Genomic DNA, 18655 nt, shown 5'->3' on the forward strand with positions numbered 1-18655 from the left:
GAGGGTCAAATCGAAATGGCGATGCCGTCATGGCCGGGATCCGCTCCACCGTCGAAGCGGTCGCCGTCGATCCGGATGCCGTGAACGGCAGCGAAACCGAATGTGTACGGACTGCGGATGACCTCGTAGCCATCGGCCTCCAGCGAGCGCGTCACGCCATGCGTGATGCGGTTCGAAACGTCGATGGCGTTGCTCGTCGCGGAGAAGCGCGGCGCGCTGACCGCTTCGGTCATCGTCATCCCGAAATCGAGAACATTCAGGATCGCCTGAAGCACGCCCATCGCAATCTGCGTGGCGCCAGGTGCGCCGATCACGAGATACGGCTTGTTCTCGCGGAAGACGATGGAGGGACACACGGAGGTGAATCGTGCCTTGCCGGGTGCGATCGAACCGGCACGGCCGGGACGCGGGTCGAAAACACCCATGCACCCGTTGTAGAGGAAGCCGAGCCCGTCGGTGATGACGCCCGATGGCATGCCGAGCGAATGAGTCATGGTAACGCAGTTGCCGTCGCGATCGACCACGGACACATGCGTCGTGTCCTTCGACGGCATACCCGAATTGAAACGGGGTACGTCCCCCTTGATGCGCTGTTTGATCTCCGCCGCCATGGTCGCGGCATAATCCTGCGACGTCAGCTTCGCGACGGGTACGTCTAGGAAAGCCGGATCACCGACATGGCGATCCTTGTCCGCTGTCGCACGCTTCATGGCCTCGCAGACCACCCGGAGATACTCCGCGCTGTTGTGCCCGATCCGCGCCAGGTCGAAATGCTCGAGGATGTTCATCATTTCGAGCAACATGACGCCGCCGCCCGGTGGATTGTTGGTGGTGACCTCGAAGCCGCGATAGTTGCCACGCAACGGCTCGCACCATTTCGGTTCATAGGCGGCGAGGTCTTCCTCCGTGATCAATCCGCCATTGTCGCGCATATCGGCAGCAATGCGCCGGGCGAGTTCGCCGCGATAGAAGACATCCGACCCGCCCTCAGCGATCATCGACAAGGTCGATGCCAGGTCAGGGTTGCGCACCACGTCACCGACGCGTTTGAGCGTGCCGTCTTCGCGGCAATAGAGTTCGCGGCCAGACTTCGAGAAACTCATGCGCTCCAGGCCGGATGCACGCCCCATCATGCCCGGATCGGACCAAAAGAACTCCACGTGGGGGCGGATCATCCAGCCGCGCTCGGCCCAGGCGATCGCTGGCTCGACGATGCGCCGCCACGGCAGCACGCCAAGTTTCGAATGTGCCTCGTAGTAGGCCTTCAGCGACGCGGGAACGCAGATCGACTGATAACCGAGATCATTGACCTTGCCGCGCAGGATGAAGCCGTAGCCGTCGCGTGCTTCCCCCTCGATCAGCTCTTCCCACATGTCCGGCCGCGCCGCGGCGGGAGCCGGTGCATGGAAGTCGAGATAGCGATGGAAGTTCTTTCCGGGAAAATAGATGCCGGCGCTGCCGAAGCCCGAGATGCCAGCCATCAACGGATCGACGACCCCCTGCACCAGGGCGCAGGCGATGGCAGCATCGATCGCATTGCCTCCCTCACGCAGGATGTCAGCTCCAGCCTCGGCGGCTTCTGCTTGGGCGGCAACGATCATCGCCTTCGATTGAGCCATGCTTCTCTCCCTTCACTCGGCTGACGTACCGATTGGTGAGGGATTTGACAGACGGCATTGATGTCAGTCCAATACCGAATGCGTCTTTATTTATGCTATGGTGTTCTAAATGGTTGCATCCGGCCCAGCTCCTCGCGCGTCGGTCATCGCCCGAATGACGCAATTCCTTGCCGTCGGCGAACTCATGAGCTTCAGCCGCGCGGCTGAGCGACTGGGAATTGCCCAGCCGGCACTCAGCCGCAGCATCCGGGAGTTGGAGAAGGAACTCGGTTTTCGGCTGTTCGAGCGTTCGACCCGGCGTGTCGCACTGACCGACGCCGGCGAGGTCCTTTTTCGTGACGCCACGGACGCCATGCATCGCCTGTCGCGCGGAGTTTCCCAAGCTGCACGGGTGGCTCAGGGGCTGAGCGGCAAGATCAACATCGGCTATTCGATTTTCGCCGCCACAGGCCCGATGTCCGACATCATCATCGAATTCCGCAAACGGCATCCGGATGCACAAGTCGGCCTCCGCGTTCTCGCTTCGCCGGAGCAGTCGGCGGCGCTCGACGATGCGACCATCGACCTCGGGTTTATGATGGCGAATGTCAGCACGACGACGCAGCGTTGGATCCCCGTCACCAGCGAGCGTCTGGTCGCCCTGGTCCAGAACGGCCATCCTTCCGTCCAACGTCAGCGCATCTCGTTCGGCGAGCTCGCGGCGGGACCGCTGGTCGTCGGCACCGTGCAGCGGTGGCGGGGATTTCGGACATTGATGGATGACATGGCATCAGCACATGGACTGTCCCTATCCATCGCCGAGGAAGCCGACGACGTCCCTCTCCTCCTTCAGTTGGTGCGTTCGGGTTTCGGATGCACCGTGCTCGACGCATCCTGCATTCCAACACTGCCACCCGGCATCACACCGCTCGAACTCGACGGTATCGAAACACGCCTCGATATATCCCTCGTCTGGAACGAACGAAACGCGTCGCCACTGGTGGCGCGGTTTGCCGACGTGGCGAGGCAGTTCCTCGACGCACGCGGAAAGTAGGCTTTGCCCGCACCGCGTCCGGTCCCGTTACGCGGAAATAGACGACCCAACGGTTTCTCGCGCCATCGCGACGAAAGCTCTGATCAGCGGCCCGGGGTGTCTGCGCCATGCGATGCTGAGATCGAACTCTGCATGCGTGTCGGTGATCGCAATGGCCTTGATATTCGGCGGCAGCAGCGTCGTGACCGACGAGCTGTAGAGAGTGATCCCGCGGCCGAGCGACACGAGTTGCATGAGCAGCGGGACGTCGTCAGCCTCTTCGACGACCCGCGGGAGAAATCCAGCCTGCAGGCAGACGTTCTCGACCAGCGAGCGGAATGTCCCCCATCGCCGCGGGCTGCCCATCACGAAGGCCTCGCCCGCTAGTTCATTCACGCCGACCGTGCTGCGCGACGCGAACGGATGGCCGAGCGGTAAGAGCAGAACGAACCGCTCGCGATGGATCACGCATTGCTCCAACGGCGCCCGACAGGCACTCGTCAAAAGGAAGCCGAGATCGGTGCGACCGTCTTCAAGCGCTGCGACCTGCTCGTCGGACGAGAGCGAGCGCAGCCCGACCTGCGCCTCCGGATAGGCGGTCCGGAAACGGACGATCAGTTCGGGCATCACACCATTGGCCGCCTGCGCCGAGTAAGCGACGAGCACCTCACCTGCCGTCCCCTCCGCAACTTGCCCCGCCTTCCGGATGGCGCGCTGCATCTGGCCGACGATGTCGCCGGTCTCCCGCGCGAGCGCCTCGCCGGCGGGCGTCAGGGCCACAAAACGAGTGGTGCGGTCGAGCAAGCGGAAACCCAGAACCATCTCGAGCTGCTGAATGGCACGCGTAACGGCCGGTTGAGCCACGTTCAGGCTCTCCGCCGCCCGACGGAAATTGAGGGTTTCGGCGACCGCAAGAAAATAGGGCAGATACGCAAGTTCCCGGGATCTGCCCATTGATGCTTTTCCGTTATCAATAATGCGTTGATTGATATTGGACTTCTTACGTTTGAAGCGTCAAGCCGGACAGAAGCCACCCCCTTCCGGAATTCGTTCCGGCAGCTTCGTTGGCGCCAATGAGGACCCGAGGTCCATAGGGAGCGTTCAAATGCATTCGACATTCCGCCCAACTCCGGGCCCGGTCTCCGTCGCCGTAGCTCAATTCGCGGCTATCGCCGATGTCGCAGCCAACCTGGCCTCTATCGCGCGGCTGGCCGAAACGGCGGCAAAAAACCGGGGCGCTCAGGTCGTCGTGCTTCCGGAGGCCTCCATGTACGCTTTCGCCTCCCCAGCCGAAGAACTTGCGGATGTAGCCCGACGCGAGGGCCGCCGCTTCTCCGATGCCATCCACGCGCTCGCACTTCGCCTTGGCGTCGTCCTGGTCGCCGGAATGTACGAGGACGGAGGGCGCGGTCTGTCCAAGAACACCTTCATCGTCGCGGGGGCCGACGGCTCGACGCTCGGCCGGTACGAGAAACTGCATCTCTACGACGCGTTTCACTATCGCGAATCCGACAAGAACCAGCGGGCGCCGTTGCGGCCGGATTTGGCCGAACTATGCACCTTCGACGTCGCCGGTTTCCGCTTCGGTGTCATGAATTGCTACGACCTCCGCTTTCCCGAAATGGCCCGGGTCCTCCTCGACCGGGGCGCCGACGCCCTTCTGCTGGGTGCCGGGTGGGTTGCCGGTCCGCTCAAGGAATTGCACTGGGAGACGCTGATCCGCGCGCGCGCGATCGAGAATACGTGCTTCGTCGCGGCTGCCTGCCAGCCGGCTCCGCTCTCCGTCGGCCAGAGCATGATCGTCGATCCCGGCGGCCTCGTCCTCGCGACCGTCGCCGCCGACGAGGGTGTTGCCGTGTGCGAACTGCATCCGGCCCGGCTCAAGGCCGTGCGGGACGTGCTCCCCTGCCTGCAGCATCGCCGATACGAAATCACCCAACGCCGGGAAACCGGCGAGACCCGTGTCGCATCAACCTCAGCACCGACTGAGAAAGCATAAACCCAACACTTCGGAGGAAATACAGATGAGCGTCGAAGCGAACATGAGTTACGGCAGCGCCGCTGCTGCGTCAGAAAAAAGCGCGATGCGTCGCGTTCTGAGCTCGGCCGCGATCGGTCAATTCGTCGAATGGTACGACTTCGTGATCTACGCCTACTCGGCTACGATCATCGCAAAGCTCTTCTTTCCGAACTCAGATCCGACCGCGGCCCTGCTCTCGACCTTCGCGGTCTATGCGGTCGGGTTCATCATGCGTCCCCTTGGCGGCTTTCTCTTCGGCAGCCTCGGTGACCGCTTCGGCCGCCAGAAGATCCTTTCCTTCGTCATCCTCCTGATGGGCTGCGCGACGGTCGGTATCGGCCTGCTGCCGACCTACGCCCAGATCGGCATTCTCGCTCCGATCCTGCTGGTCGTGTGCCGCCTCGTTCAGGGATTGTCTGCCGCCGGTGAGACCATCGGCTCCAATTCCTTCGTCGCCGAGCACGCGCCCGCCGATAAACGCGGACTGTATGTCGCCTTTACCTGGTCTTTCGCCGTCATCCCCCCGATCGTTGCGGCTCTGCTGGTGCTCGGCCTTACGAATTCGATGACCCCTGAAGCCTATGGTTCGTGGGGCTGGCGCATCCCGTTCCTGATCAGCGGTCCGTTGGCACTGGTCGGCCTGTACATTCGCAACGTGTTGGAGGAATCGCCCGCCTTCAAGGCGACCAAGGCCGCCAAGAGGGTCACGACCTCGCCGATCAGCGAAGCGATGCGCAGTCAGAAGCGCCAGATGGCCTACAGCTTCGGCCTCACCGCCTTCTCTGCTCTCAGCTTCTACACTTTCGTGGGCTATTTCGTCAGCTACCTCACCACTACGGTCGGGCTGACCAGCAACGACGCCCTGATCTCCAACAGCATCGGCCTCTCCATCGCCTGCGTCACGATGATCGTGTCGGGCGGATTGTCCGATCGGTTCGGCCGCAAGCCGATCCTCATTCTGGGCCTCGTCGTGACGGCGCTGAGCTGCGTCCCCGCCTATCTCATCGCGGCGCAGGGCAATCTCGTCTCGGCTATCATCGGGCAAGGCATGCTGGCCATTAGCTGCGGTCTCTATTGGGGGCCGGTAGGCATCGCTCTGATGGAGCTCTTTCCGACCCGCACCCGGTTCAGCGCCTCGGCGATCAGCTACAACGTCGCCTACACGATCTTCGGCGGCACCGCCCCCTTCGTCGGCACCTGGATGGTGCTGCAGAGCGGCAGCAAGATCGCGCCGGCGATCTACATGGCGATCGTCTCGGTCATCGTCTTCTTCGTCGTCCTCGCGATCCCGGAAACGTCGCGCCGATCGATGATCCACAAGGAAGACATTGCCGAGGCATGACCTCGGCCCCTCCCCGCAAAATCAAGCAGCCACCGTCGCCTGAACGGTGGCTGCAACGGAGTCCTTCAATGCCTCAGGATATTCCCGACGTCAGTCCGGTTGCCGTCGCAACGGTCATTTCCGAATTGCGGACCAAGCTTGGCGAAAAGGTCGTGACCTCCATGGAGGTCCGCCGCCAGCACGCGAACATAACGACGTGGCTTCCGAATGAGCCTGCCGATGCGGTCGTGTTCGCAACCACGACGCAGGACGTGCAGGATGCCGTTCGGATAGCCGCCGCCAATCAGGTACCGATCATTCCCTTCGGTACCGGCACGTCGCTCGAAGGACACGTGAACGCGCCGTTCGGGGGCATCTGCATCGATCTGTCGCAAATGGACGAGATCGTCGCCGTGCATCCGGAGGATCTCGACTGTGTCGTCCAGCCGGGCGTCACCAGGAAGAAGCTCAACGACTATCTCCGCGACCAGGGCCTGTTCTTTCCCATCGATCCCGGTGCCGATGCTTCGCTCGGCGGCATGGCGGCGACCAGAGCATCCGGAACGAACGCGGTCCGCTACGGGACGATGAAGGACAACGTTCTGTCCCTGAAGGTCGTGCTACCTGACGGAGAGATTATACGCACGGCGTCGCGTGCCAAGAAGTCATCAGCCGGATACGATCTCACCCGACTGTTCGTCGGATCGGAAGGCACCCTCGGGATCATCACCGAACTGACCTTGAGATTGTCAGGGATTCCGGAAGCCATCGCCAGTGCGGTCTGCCCGTTCAATTCGGTCGAGGGCGCTTGCCAGGCCGCGACGATGGCGATCCAGTCCGGGATACCGATCGCGCGCATGGAGTTCATCGACGCCCTCGCGATCCGTGCGACCAACGCCTACGCGAAGTTGTCCCTCGCCGAATTGCCGACCCTGTTCCTCGAATTCCACGGCAGCGATGCGAGCGTGAAGGAGCAATCCGAACGCTTCGGCGAGATCGCCGGCGAATTCGACGGCGGCCCGTTCAAATGGACGACTCAGGCCGAAGAACGCACGAGGCTTTGGCAGGCCCGTCACGACGCATACTTTGCGATGGTGGCCATGAAGCCGGGTTGTCGACCGCTTTCAACGGATGTGTGCGTGCCCATTTCCCGGCTTGCCGAGGCGATCACCGAAACCATGCGTGACGTTGAGGAGTATCGGTTGCTCGTCCGATCGTCGGCCATGTCGGCGACGGCAATTTCCATGTCGGCCTCATGATGGATATGGACGATCAAGCGGAGATCGAGCGCGCGCACCTGTTTCTCGATCGATTGTCGGAGCGCGCTCTGCGCCTGGACGGCACTTGCACCGGCGAACACGGCGTAGGTCAGGGAAAGATCCAGTATCTGGACGCCGAGCATGGCACGGGGGCTATGAATCTGATGCGACGCCTCAAGCGGTCCGTCGATCCCGACAATATCATGAACCCGGGAAAAATCTTCATGCTCTAAGACAGCGCTGCACTGTCCGATTGGCGCCGAGAACTTCCCCGTCCATGCGTAGCCAAGCTTCGCGGATGCGGTCGATTCCGCGCGCCGCCGCCAGCGTGCGGACCGAGAACGGCGGCCGATGACCAACTTGGGCTCCGAGCCCGATCAGGGCGCCGGCGGATCGTTGGACGGGACATCGAGCTCGAAGATCTCCCTGACCAAATTTTGCATCGCCTCGACGTCCGCGTCGGTGAGATCAGGGAAATCCTTCTTGCGCTTCGACTTCGAGAGCGTACCGTCGTTCTGCAGCGTGAACTGGACAAACCGGTCGACGAGCCTCTCCGGCATATCCAGGATCTCGCGCACCCGCTTCACCACGCGGTCGCGCCGGTCCATCTCGACCAATTCGTCGGGGATGTCCCGTTCGAGGACCCGATCGATGCATTTCGACAGGAAGCGGACGTGCGCGGAAGGATCGAAGAAGCGGTAGAGATCGGCGGTATCGTTGATGACTTCGACGTTCCCATTGCCGGTCGCGCGCCACTGGATCTGGTCGAAGCGGTCGTTCTGGCACGACTCCAAGGCCTCGATGTAACCGTCCAGATCGTTCCAGATCGCTTTCGAAATCGGGAGTGTGATGCCTAACGGCTTGATCCCGCGCCGCCCCAGTACCTGCTGCAGCAGATAACGGTGCAGGCGCCCGTTGCCGTCCTCCAACGGGTGGATCAGCACCATTCCGAAGGCGGTGGTCGCCGCCTGCACGAGCGGATGCATGCCGCCTTCGGCCATCCTGCGGTCGGTTTCAAGGAGACCGTCCATCAGGTCCGGGAGATCTTCCGGGCGCGCTCCGATCCACACGGGCACCGGGACGCCGTCCACGTGCTCGCCGAGGAAGACGCCGTCGCGCCGCAGGCCAGGCGTCACGTGCCGACGCTCCGACATCAGAAGCGTCTGCAACCGAACGATCAATGCGAGGTCGAGGGGATCGCTCCCGGCCTTGGCGAGTTCGTTTGCCCAATTCTGCGTCATGCCGGGCGTCGGTATCTCCTTTTCGATCAGGAACGTGGACTTCGAGTCCTTCAGCAAAAGCCGCTGCCGCAGGCGCCAGAGCTGACGCTCCCCAGCGCCTCCGGCGATCTTGCTCAGTCGCGCGGTTGCTGCTTCGGCCAGATCATCCACGAGCGGCACGCTGCGGGGCATCATCGGACAGAATGCAGGCGTACCAGGCAGGTTGTTCACGACGCGATGCCGGGGCGACCGGACCGCGGGACCGACGTGCCACTGCGTTGCGTCGATGGCATCCACGTAGGGGCCCAGCTGGTCGCCCGGACCGACCGGTTCGATCCGCCTACCGGTCAGCCATTCGTAGAAGAACCATGCCTGGCGACGGAAGGCGGTTCTCGGCGCTGCGGCGACGAAGTCGGTGACTTCCTGCGGCGGGACGGCCAGGAAAATGCGCTTGAGAGCCAACAGGTCGAGCCGTTCGTGACGCAACGCGAAGCCCAGGTGGGAGCCGAAATCGGAATCGACCGCATAGTTGCGCTCGAAGACCGCGAAGCCATCTTTCAGCGCGTGGTTTTTGCCGAGGTCAGAACGGTGTCTGCCTTCACTGATCACCGAGACCGTCTTCGGCATCGGAACGGGTAGCCTCAACGCCGTTATCAGCGCCGCATAGCCTGCAAGCACGGTGTTGGCAGGCTGCTGCTTTCCGTCGATCGTCAAGGTGCCAACGTTGTCGATACGCATTGCGTTTGCTCGTCGAATGCCCAGTGCGGCGCAGAAAAAGCTGAACTTGAACTCAACTTGGCAGAAAAAGCTGAATTTCGAAAGGATGTCGCAGAAAAAAGTGAATTTCCGAGTTCTGCTGCAGAAAATAGTGAATTTTATGCGCTGCAGGTAGAAAAAACTGAACTGAGTGGATGTCTCCGGACGCCCCGGTGGCCTCAGATCCTCAGAACCGTGCCGACAGCCCAACGAAGGGACTGTAGCGTGGGGACGCAGGCGTCACGCCGAAGTTCACGCCGCAGTCCAACTGCACGTCCTTGGTGACCCGGTAGGCCATGCCGCCGCCGACCAAGCCGGCATCGCCCAATCCTTCGCGAAGCCCCGTCCGTGCCGCGACCTCGCCGTAGGTCGAGAACTTGGCTATCCGGATTTCCGCGTGGGATCCCCGTTCGAAGCGTGCAGGGCGTTAACCGGTAAATTACGATTCAAATTGGTAGGCAGATCTACGCGGCAGCTTGCCGCCGCGCAGGTCACCTTCATGCCTTCGATCATTCGCACCTTCACGACCCGGATCGGCAGCCATCCAACTTTAAGAACGACATCCGACTCATACCCGCGCAAGCGGAAGTCCGACGGCATCCGAGCCGAATGCATTACGGACGCGGGTTGCCGGGAACTGGATCGTAATTGTCCGTGAACGCAGTCATTTCTGCGAGAAACAGCGGCACTACATCTCGGAGGATCGCTTCGTTCCTTAAAACGTCGTCTTGACGCAGCCCATAACCGTAATGGGATCGCACGACGTTGCGGAAGGCGCGAAGTTGGTCCAATGCAGCGAAAACCTGACGCGAGATTATAGGCTCTCGATCCACCAGATCATTGCGATTTGCGGCTTGGAGAAGCAGTTTCTTGTGCCAAGCTCCTCCATCCGCATAGATGTGTACGTCAGTAACCTTCAGCACTTCTTTCAGCGTACGCTCTATACCGGTGTAAATATCCTCAATCTGAGCCGCCCGCAGGATGGTTTTAGCCTCGTTGCCGGCCTTACTTTCCGGCAGTAGGTCGATGACCTCGGTTTCGATCTCAAGAAGCCGTTCGAACGCGCTTCCAACATCTGCCAACTGCAGCCTAGCGCTCAACAAGTTCGGATGCATTTTTGGCAGTCTCCCTCAGGCGAACCATGGCATCCTCTCCGACCCACCTGCAAAAGACCAGATCGAACGGGAAATCCCCCAATTCCCTCTCAATAGCCAAGAACACATCGTGTTCAGAGACTTGATCGCAATCGACCATGAAATCGATGTCCGACTGCGATGAGAAAGTGCCAGACGCTAAAGACCCGACGACCCAAGCTTCGAACCCCATTGCTTCGATCGACCGGAGCGCAGCGACAGCAAGAGGCCGGGCAACCTCTTCGCGCTCTTCGGCGCGACGTTGGAAGTCGTCGGCCATGTCGGCCGTGATGTGGAATTCAGGCAAGCTCATGAAATCTCCCAAAAGCGACACCTGAAACAACTGTTTTCAACTTTTCATCGAATTTTGGCATCCGACGGCGCTCACAGCTCGAATTTTGAATACTGCCTACAGATATGGCATCTGCTCAGAAGGACTCAACGCCCCCCTAGAGAGTATCGTTAACTGACGCGACAAGATGCCGGCACCAAAGGGAATTTGCCACGGATACCAGCATCTCAAAACCGCGCCGACAGCCCAACGAAGGGACTGTAGCGAGGGGACGCGGGCGTCACCCCGAAATTCACCCCGCAGTCCAACTGCACGTCCTTCGTGATCCGGTAGGCCATGCCGCCGCCGACCAAGCCGGCATCGCCCAATCCTTCGCGAAGCCCCGTCCGTGCCGCGACCTCGCCGTAGGTCGAGAACTTCTCCGTCCACGCATAACCGAGCGTCGCGGATGCTGTCGTCTCAATGTGACGGCCGGCGGCATCGAGATTCTTCACGGAATGAAGGCCGGCGTTCATACCGAAGGAGAAGTTGCCGCCCAGCTCAGCGGCGAAGAACGTCTGCAATCCGCCATCGACGGCCTCCGGACTGACACCGTTGTGCGTCTCCGTCGGCAGCGACACGTACGGGAGGACCGCGAACGCCGTCGAACTCGACTTGCCGAAGGTGTCGTTGCCCCAGATGTTCCACTTCGCCCGCAGCACGACGGCTCCGGATCCCGAGGCGACGGTGCCGACGGCGGGACCCACGGTCCGTTGCCGCGCATAGGGTGCCACGATGATCGTCGCCTCCAGATCGTGCGTGAGGCCGATCCGAATGTTGCTCCCCATCAGCTCGTAGCCTCCTGTTACCGCCCCAACCGCATCCGGACGCGAGCGCGCATAGCCGAATGCCGTCGTCTCGACCTGGACCCGCCCGGCATCGACTGTGAACGGCACCTCTGTGATGTCCGGACGATCGGTCGTCATCTCGCGCATTAGCCGATCAGGTGTGGGGTTGGCCAACGAGTAGATGGTCTTGTCATCGGCAGCCGACGCCGTCACGCCGCCCGCCGTCAACAGCGCGCAGATCGCAGCGACCCAGATAAGCCGAGAGCCTGCAAGCCTCGTCTCCGACGGCAGCCTCAGGACCCACTCAATCAATGTCAGGACGCTCAGATGGGTATCGCTAATGCAACTCATTCGCAATAACAGTCACGAGACGGTTCCCGTGTCAAGTTGTTGCAAGTCGTTCGCAAATGAAACAGGCGCCCGTAGGCGCCTGAATCTCCCCTCCCGATCGACGGGCTATCTCGTGGTGGCCACCATGACCGAAGCCACCGTGGTGACTGACCACTCCTTGAACGATGACCAGATCCACGACCCGCGAGCGGGAACGCAACGCGATGTGGCGTCGGTTGGCCGACGAGCATCCGCCGATCCGTCAGAGAGCGCCTCGTTGAGTGGCACATACTGTCAGACGACCTCTCTGAAAGCGTCATCGATCAGACTGGCACCAGTCTAACTTGGCATGCAAAGCTGCTCGGCCTCCACGTCATTGCTCCGGACCTGCGCTCGGAACGTCGCTGGGATCGCGTAATGGGTGACGAGGGTTGGCGTGCCCTCGACGTGGCCAAGGCGCAGGTGGACACCGGACGGGTGCTTCTACTCTCAAGCGTCCACGCTCTCGGCCCCGCCTTTCATGGGTCGACGCGGTACGGAACCTGCTCCCCAACATGCACAAATACGGCTATCGGATTTCCGTGTGGAATCCGCACCACCGCGCCGGCCGTGAGGCCGGTCCGGAGGCGGCGAGGTCTAGCCGTAACCTGAACCTCGCTCGCGCAGGGGAATCTCGCCCCCGTCCGGCGAAGGGAGGCGTCAGCCGAACCCCGTCCGACGATCGCGAGAGGTCGCGAGACCTCCGGCTCCGTCGGATCGCGCCCAGCGGCGCGCCCACCGTCGTCCTTCATGGACCGCTGACAATCCGCGCGACAACTGGCTCCACGACGACCACACATGCCTCCGCGCGATCCTTGCAGGTCGCGGGAGGGTGACGCGGTCGCCGGAGGCGAGAAGCACCTGGATGCCCCCGCCGGAAGCCGGCAGTCGTTCGGAAAGGGCCATCGCCCGACGGGCGATCGCCAAGGCCGCGGCCGCGTGGACGCTCGACCCGTAGCGGGGAGCGAACTTCACCAGGCCGATGATGGAGGTGTAGGCAGGATTCACCAAAACAAGCCGGACGGACCGGCGCACGCAAACGCGCGCCAATGCCTCGGCGAAGGAAGAATACGCGAAGGACGACAGCATGCGAGCACGCTTCTTGCCGTTCTGTGTTTCCAGCTCCGCGCGCTTGCGCTTGAAGTCCAGCTTCTCGGCCGCCACCGGCACGCCTAGCCGGTCCGCGAACGCCGCGATCTCCGCGGCCGCCTTGCGGATCATGTCGAGCCGCTGTGCGCTGGTCTTGCCGTAGGTGACGAGCTCGATGCGCCGCTTCATCATCGGGCTGCCAGGCGCGTCTTTGATAGTCGTCAGCGGATTTCCGAAAGCATCGACCAGCGTCAACGCAATGTGGTCGGCATTAAGATCGACGCCCAGACAACCGTTCGCGAAGCCCGCGATCGCGGGCTCGTCGAATTCCTGCCGCAGCATGATCGAGACGAACCATTGCCCGCCGTCGTCCCGGCGGAAACGGTATGACAGCGGCTTCCCGCCTGCGAGCGCGTCTCGGATCTCGGCGGCTCCGTGCTCGAAATGCAGGCCGGTGAAATATGCCGCACGTACCACATGACCGCCTAGCAGCATGTCGCTCTCGGACCAAATGCCCGCAGCTTCCGGCAACCGAAGTTCGAGGGAGAAGGTGCCTTCCTCGCTGCCTTTGAGCCGGGCGAACTGGTTGCCCCCGATCTGCCGGGCATCGCCCTCGATGAAGAACTGACTGTCGCGCGCCGAGCGCCAAGCTCTCAGCCAATCTTTGTGGTCGTCAAATCCGTTTGCTGCGAGATGGTGCTGGGCGTTGAAAAGCTTCCGGGTCCCGAAGCAGATGTTGGGATTGTCTATCCGCTGTCTTGCCTGGATCTGCCTTGCCTGGAGCGTCGCCAGGCGCCGCCGGTGCTGATGCAGGGAGAACCGCAGGCGTCGCCGACGCTCGCCGTCGGTCGCCCGACAGAACCTCTCGGCGTCGGCGATCTTCCTGCGCAGCGCGGCGGTGCGGACGTCGAGTTCGGCCACGCGGAGCTTGGCGAGCTCCGAGATCGCGTCCAGCTGCGCTTTCAGTTGACGGTGGATCCCATCCAGCGTCTTCGCGGATATGCCGAACTGCTGATAGAACGAGACGGCGAGATCGCCGGTGAATTTGCGGCCGGTGCGCAGCGCGGCATAAAGCTCCCGTTCGACACGCGACTCCAGCGCCGCCCTCGCGGAGAGAGCTGGATGGTTGCCGATCCGGGTCGTAAAGGTGCGGACGATCGAAGGCATTAAGGTGACCTGCGCGGCGGCAGGCTGCCGCGTAGGTCTGCCTACGATTTGAATCGTATTTTACCGGTTAATACCCAGCACTTTTTGAACGGGGGATTCCACACCGAAACCCGGACAGCCGCAAAAACAAAACAGGCGCCCCCCGGGGCGCCTGCACAATCTCCCGCCCGATTTTCGGGCGCTTACCAGTGGTGGCCACCACCATGACCGAAGCCGCCGTGTCCAAAGCCTCCATGTCCGAAGCCACCGTGGTGACCGAACCCGCCGTGACCGAAGCCATGATGGCCAAACCCACGACCGAAACCGATGCCGCCGAATCCGAACGGCCTGCCGTAGCCACCGTAGCCGTAGCCGCCGTAGTAGCCGCTCCCGTAATAGGCCGGCTGCCAGCCGCCGTAGTCGTAACCCGAGTAAGCCGGCTGAAGATACTGCGATCGGTACTGACGGGCGTAGCCCGACCCGTACATGCGATGATGCCCGCGATGTGCGTGATGGCGATGCGAACGATGATGACGTCGGCTTGCTCCGACATCGGTCGCCTTGCTCTTCGCCGACGTCGAGATCTTCTGCGACTGTTGCGACGCTGCGACGGCACCGGTGCTTATGAACGCGCCCGAGAAGGCGATCGTGGCCGTCAATGCAGCAGCGCTTATCCAAGTCTTCATTTCGAATCCTTTGTTTTCCCAGCAACGACCAACGCCGGCGACACACGCTGTTTCCAGCGAAAGATCAAAGGCACCATCACGATCGCGCGACACCATCGAGTGTTGTAAAAATACAGCGGAAAACACCGATGATTTCATCATACATCTCCATCGAGCTAACATATCCGCTACTACAATTCGCTCATCCTAACATTCGCATCGACGAGCCTCGAAGCGCTGGCGTCATGCGTACAAGGTTGCTATCTGCGTCGCATGCGACGATTAGCAGCGACCAGCACGAACGGCATCGATGTATCGGGACGAAGCGTGTCCGATGAAGGCGATGAACCTTCGACGCGCTCCAAGACCGAGATCGTCGGTCCCCTTCTCTATCTCCAAGGGCTGCGCGACGGACGCGTCCATCTCGTAGCCCTGATGGTGATGCCGCTCGCGGCCGCCCTCCCGGTCCTTCGCATCGACGACCGTTTCGTCACTGCGGCATCCATTCTCGAATGCGATGGCCGGCGCATCCTGCGCTACGCCTTCGATGTCGCGCCATCCTCCGACGGATCCTACGAGATCGACGGCCGAAGCTACGCGCTGAACACCGCGTTCGACGGCGACCTCCGCATCGCCTTCGTGTCTTGCAACGGCCAGGAGGCCGGCGACCAGGGCCGGGACCGCAGCGAACGCAACGCGATGTGGCGGCGATTGGCAGACGAGCATGTCGCGAGCCCGTTCAAGCTGCTCCTTCACGGCGGCGATCAGATCTATGCCGACGAGGTCCTCGACGCGCATCCGCTGGTCCGTCGGTGGGCAGATGGCGAAACCGTGCGCCCGACGCAGTCCGAGCTCGACGAACTCGTTGGCGCGTTGCGCCAGGCCTTCTTTACCCGATACGTCGGCGTCCTCGGCGAAGAGGAAAGCTCTTCGTTGATGGCGTGCATCCCGTCCCTCGCCATCTGGGACGATCACGACATCTGCGACGGATGGGGATCGATGGACGCGGCGAAGCTCGATGCCCCGGTCGGAAGGCTGTTGTTCGAAATCGCGCGCGAATTCTACCTCGTCTTCCAGTTCGGAAGCGAGCCCGACGACCTTCCGGAAGGCATCATCGATCAGACGGGCACCAGCCTCACCTGGCATCTGAAGTTGCCCGGCCTCCACGTGATCGCTCCGGACCTGCGCTCCGAACGTCGTTGGGATCGCGTAATGGGCGAAGAGGGCTGGCGCGCCTTCGACGTGGCGATGTCGCAGGTCGACACCGGACGGGTGCTGCTCCTGTCGAGCGTCCCAGCTCTCGGTCCCCGCCTGTCGTGGGTCGAAGCGGCGCTGAACCTGCTGCCGAACATGCACAAGTACGGAGACGACCTTCGCGATCAGTGGCAGAGCCGCGCGCACCGCACCGAATGGCGGCGCTTTTTGGAGCGCCTCGCGGAGATCCACCGCAACCCGGCGACGCCAGTCACACTGCTCTCAGGTGAGATCCACCTGGCGACTCGCGCGACCTTCGACACGGCACCGGCACCGATGCACCAACTGGTCGCTTCCGGCATATCGCATCCCGCCCCGACCGTCGCCTACGCGCTGGCGCTCGATCTCCTGGCGCGACTCGGAGAGACGCCGGTGCCGGGCAAGCCCATCCGCCTGCATCCGCTGCCGGGAAAGACCTCGATCTACATCTCGCAGCGTAACTATCTGGTACTTGAACGCCGATCCGGCGAATGGACGGCATGCTGGGAGCTGGAGAAGGACGGAAGGACGGCGCCTCTAAAGCTTTAAGCGCCGCGATCCCACTCTGCGAAACAGGCCCAAGATCTCGCCACTACCGGCGTACAATCAGGAAAGGTTCCTACGACTTTGGCTCACGAATTCGTGTGCGCGATTGTGCACATGTGTGGCAAACCGGTGACGCCAATGAGGCTGGAAGCTTTCTAGGGTCCCTCCGTGATTCCAACGGAGACCATCATGAAAAAGTATCTTCTCGCCTCGGCCGCCATCGCGGTTCTCGGCACCACGGCGGCTTCGGCAGCCGACCTCGCCGCCCGCCCCTACACCAAGGCTCCGATGGCGGCGCCGGCAGTGGTCTACAACTGGACCGGCTTCTACATCGGCGGTCACCTCGGCGGCGCCTTCCGCGGCAACTCCAACAACATCCTCGGCGGCAGCAGCGACGGCAGCTTCATGGGCGGCGGTCAGATCGGCTGGGACACGCAGTTCGCGCCGAACTGGGTCTTCGGCCTCGAAGCAAACTATAGCTTCCTCGATGCCCGCGGCGTGATCGCCAACCGCGGTCTCGGTTCGGTCACCGGTCGTCTCGGCTACACCTGGGGTCCGACCATGCTCTACGTGAAGGGCGGCTACGCCTGGGCCGACTCGCGCTTCATCAACGGCTTCACCGGCGACTCCGGTCGTAACGGCTACACCGTCGGCGGCGGTCTCGAATACCTGTTCACCCAGAACTGGTCGGGTAAGATCGAGTACCAGTATTACGACTTCGGCACGACCAACTTCGCGACGCCGGTCACGCTCATTCCGGGCAACTTCCGCAACGACGAGCACACCATCAAGGTCGGCCTGAACTACCGCTTCAACTGGGGCAGCACCCTCGGCGGCTTCTAAGCCTTCGCCTCCGACAACGAGCCCGGCCTAGTGCCGGGCTTTTTCTTTTGCGGACGACACGTGGCGATCGACGAAAATCGTCTGCCCGCCATCTACGTGCAGGCCACCCCGAGATCGCGCGCTTCGCGCCGGATGACTTCCTGGATCTCGCGTAGCGGTGACTGAAACGCTCCTTCGATCGCGTTCGCGTATGCGAACGTGTCTACGATCGCGTTGCTCGGAGCGCTGGCCAGATGGCGGCGCACTTCGTCGATCAAATCCTTGTTCTCAATCATCGCGACGCCGCTCCAACCGTTCAGCGCCGATCGTAGAATGAGTTGGGACATCGAGCCAGTGAGCAAAAGGTCTCGCATGGACAGCTCAGCTCGCATTTTCGCGGAGGAAGGAACGTTGCGGCCATCCTCCCGTTCGACTCCAGGAAACGACAGCCATGGAGATCGACATGAACTTGAAGAAGACAGCACTCGTCGCGGCCGCAGTCATCGCTCTGTCCGGATCCGCCTTCGCCCAAGGCGGCGGAGGCGGCGGTGGTGGTGGTGCCGGAGGCGGTGCGGGCGGTGGCGCCGGCGGAGGCGCAGCAGCATCCGGAACGTCGGGCGGTGGCTCCGGCGGCATGGGTGGTTCGGGCAGCACGAACTCCGGCAGCAGCGGTGCCAACACCACGACTTCCGCGCCCTCCTCCACCACCGGCTCGTCCAGCACGGGCGGTACAGCCGGCTCGCCAGCGACGAACTCGCTCGGCAACACGAACACCGGCGTCATGCCTTCGACCGGCGGCAACACCGGCAATCGCTGATTTAATTCGCCTCGCGCTTGAGGGCTCCGTCGTTTGGCGGAGCCCTTTTGCTTGAGCCCGCAACGAAGTCTGTCGCGCCCGGGACCTATGGCCGCGGGAACGAGTCCAGACGGAGTCGATTGCCGAAGTGCGAACCAACCACGGAGCACTCGCAATGAAGAAGATCGCAATCACGGCCGCAGTCGTCTCGTTCATGTCGACGGCAGCCTTCGCTCAGACGACAGGTGAGAACATGCGCCAGCCCAACGCTCCCGCAGGCGCGACCAACCATCCGATGCAGGATCCCAATCGCACCGCCATCGAGAACGGCAAGACGAGTGGCTCGAACATGCGCTCGCCGGACAACTCCACGAACGTCAATCGCGGCGCCGCGACGAAGGACGGTGACGGCCAGACCAAAGGCGGCATGAAGACCCACTGATCCCGCCTCCAGATCTATCAGCGCAGCGAGGGCCGGCAGCGATGCCGGCCCTCGCTGTATGTGGAAGCGGGTATGCGGAAGACTCCTA

General features: G+C 62.3%; 16 protein-coding genes and 1 pseudogene. 8 read left to right on the top strand and 9 right to left on the bottom strand.

Annotated elements, in window-relative coordinates; translation table 11 throughout:
- Nucleotides 1-5: 5 nt before the first annotated feature.
- Nucleotides 6-1619 (bottom strand): gamma-glutamyltransferase, encoded by a 1614-nt coding sequence (ggt, locus tag ACIQ17_RS03775; protein WP_398465538.1) that lies wholly within the window; start codon nt 1617-1619, stop codon nt 6-8.
- A gap of 154 nt (nt 1620-1773) precedes the next feature.
- Between ggt and ACIQ17_RS03780 the strand changes: the two genes are divergently transcribed.
- The gene (locus ACIQ17_RS03780; RefSeq protein WP_398465540.1) at nt 1774-2652 is read left to right on the top strand and encodes a LysR family transcriptional regulator; all 879 of its coding nucleotides are present in this window, start codon (nt 1774-1776) and stop codon (nt 2650-2652) included.
- A 27-nt stretch (nt 2653-2679) separates the two neighbouring features.
- On the opposite strand, the gene ACIQ17_RS03785 is transcribed toward ACIQ17_RS03780, so the two are convergent.
- On the bottom strand, nt 2680-3585 hold the full coding sequence (locus tag ACIQ17_RS03785) for a LysR family transcriptional regulator (RefSeq protein WP_398465542.1): 906 nt from the start codon (nt 3583-3585) through the stop codon (nt 2680-2682).
- Nucleotides 3586-3736: 151 nt separating this feature from the next.
- On the opposite strand from ACIQ17_RS03785, the gene ACIQ17_RS03790 reads away from it, so the two are divergent.
- The 3 genes and pseudogenes from ACIQ17_RS03790 (at nt 3737) to ACIQ17_RS03800 (ending at nt 7464) form a co-directional block, all read left to right on the top strand.
- Complete coding sequence (locus tag ACIQ17_RS03790) at nt 3737-4630, top strand: carbon-nitrogen hydrolase family protein (protein ID WP_398465544.1); 894 nt, start codon at nt 3737-3739, stop codon at nt 4628-4630.
- Between the two features lie 25 nt (nt 4631-4655).
- On the top strand, nt 4656-5993 hold the full coding sequence (locus ACIQ17_RS03795) for an MFS transporter (protein WP_398465547.1): 1338 nt from the start codon (nt 4656-4658) through the stop codon (nt 5991-5993).
- Nucleotides 5994-6061: 68 nt separating this feature from the next.
- Nucleotides 6062-7464 (top strand): annotated as a pseudogene (locus ACIQ17_RS03800) (FAD-binding oxidoreductase).
- A 144-nt stretch (nt 7465-7608) separates the two neighbouring features.
- On the opposite strand, the gene ACIQ17_RS03805 reads toward ACIQ17_RS03800, so the two are convergent.
- The 6 genes from ACIQ17_RS03805 to ACIQ17_RS03830 all read right to left on the bottom strand — a co-directional run bounded on the left by ACIQ17_RS03805 (nt 7609) and on the right by ACIQ17_RS03830 (nt 14887).
- The gene (locus ACIQ17_RS03805; RefSeq protein WP_398465549.1) at nt 7609-9189 is read right to left on the bottom strand and encodes a Fic family protein; all 1581 of its coding nucleotides are present in this window, start codon (nt 9187-9189) and stop codon (nt 7609-7611) included.
- Nucleotides 9190-9821: 632 nt separating this feature from the next.
- The gene (locus tag ACIQ17_RS03810; RefSeq protein ID WP_398465551.1) at nt 9822-10322 is read right to left on the bottom strand and encodes a hypothetical protein; all 501 of its coding nucleotides are present in this window, start codon (nt 10320-10322) and stop codon (nt 9822-9824) included.
- On the bottom strand, nt 10297-10653 hold the full coding sequence (locus ACIQ17_RS03815; RefSeq protein WP_398465553.1) for a nucleotidyltransferase domain-containing protein: 357 nt from the start codon (nt 10651-10653) through the stop codon (nt 10297-10299). The genes ACIQ17_RS03810 and ACIQ17_RS03815 overlap by 26 nt, the downstream gene beginning before the upstream one ends.
- Before the next feature lie 206 nt (nt 10654-10859).
- A complete protein-coding gene (locus ACIQ17_RS03820; RefSeq protein ID WP_398465555.1) occupies nt 10860-11810 on the bottom strand; it encodes a transporter in 951 nt (316 codons plus the stop codon).
- A gap of 678 nt (nt 11811-12488) precedes the next feature.
- A complete protein-coding gene (locus tag ACIQ17_RS03825) occupies nt 12489-14084 on the bottom strand; it encodes a hypothetical protein (protein ID WP_398465557.1) in 1596 nt (531 codons plus the stop codon).
- Nucleotides 14085-14266: 182 nt separating this feature from the next.
- Nucleotides 14267-14887, bottom strand: a complete 621-nt coding sequence (locus tag ACIQ17_RS03830; protein ID WP_398465559.1) for a hypothetical protein — start codon at nt 14885-14887, stop codon at nt 14267-14269.
- Between the two features lie 168 nt (nt 14888-15055).
- Between ACIQ17_RS03830 and ACIQ17_RS03835 the strand changes: the two genes are divergently transcribed.
- Together ACIQ17_RS03835 and ACIQ17_RS03840 are read left to right on the top strand one after the other, a co-directional pair.
- On the top strand, nt 15056-16510 hold the full coding sequence (locus ACIQ17_RS03835; RefSeq protein WP_398465561.1) for an alkaline phosphatase D family protein: 1455 nt from the start codon (nt 15056-15058) through the stop codon (nt 16508-16510).
- Between the two features lie 186 nt (nt 16511-16696).
- Nucleotides 16697-17350, top strand: coding sequence for an outer membrane protein (locus tag ACIQ17_RS03840; protein WP_398465563.1), 654 nt, complete (start codon nt 16697-16699; stop codon nt 17348-17350).
- Nucleotides 17351-17442: 92 nt separating this feature from the next.
- Here the strand turns inward: ACIQ17_RS03840 and ACIQ17_RS03845 are convergent, their stop codons facing one another.
- Entirely contained in the window at nt 17443-17703 is a 261-nt protein-coding gene (locus ACIQ17_RS03845; RefSeq protein WP_398465565.1) for a hypothetical protein, read from the bottom strand.
- An 89-nt stretch (nt 17704-17792) separates the two neighbouring features.
- On the opposite strand from ACIQ17_RS03845, the gene ACIQ17_RS03850 reads away from it, so the two are divergent.
- The gene (locus ACIQ17_RS03850) at nt 17793-18146 is read left to right on the top strand and encodes a hypothetical protein (RefSeq protein WP_398465567.1); all 354 of its coding nucleotides are present in this window, start codon (nt 17793-17795) and stop codon (nt 18144-18146) included.
- A gap of 154 nt (nt 18147-18300) precedes the next feature.
- Nucleotides 18301-18567 (top strand): hypothetical protein, encoded by a 267-nt coding sequence (locus ACIQ17_RS03855; RefSeq protein WP_398465569.1) that lies wholly within the window; start codon nt 18301-18303, stop codon nt 18565-18567.
- Nucleotides 18568-18655: the final 88 nt, after the last annotated feature.

Origin of the sequence: Tardiphaga sp., assembly GCF_044340795.1 — a bacterium.
GTDB lineage: Bacteria > Pseudomonadota > Alphaproteobacteria > Rhizobiales > Xanthobacteraceae > Tardiphaga.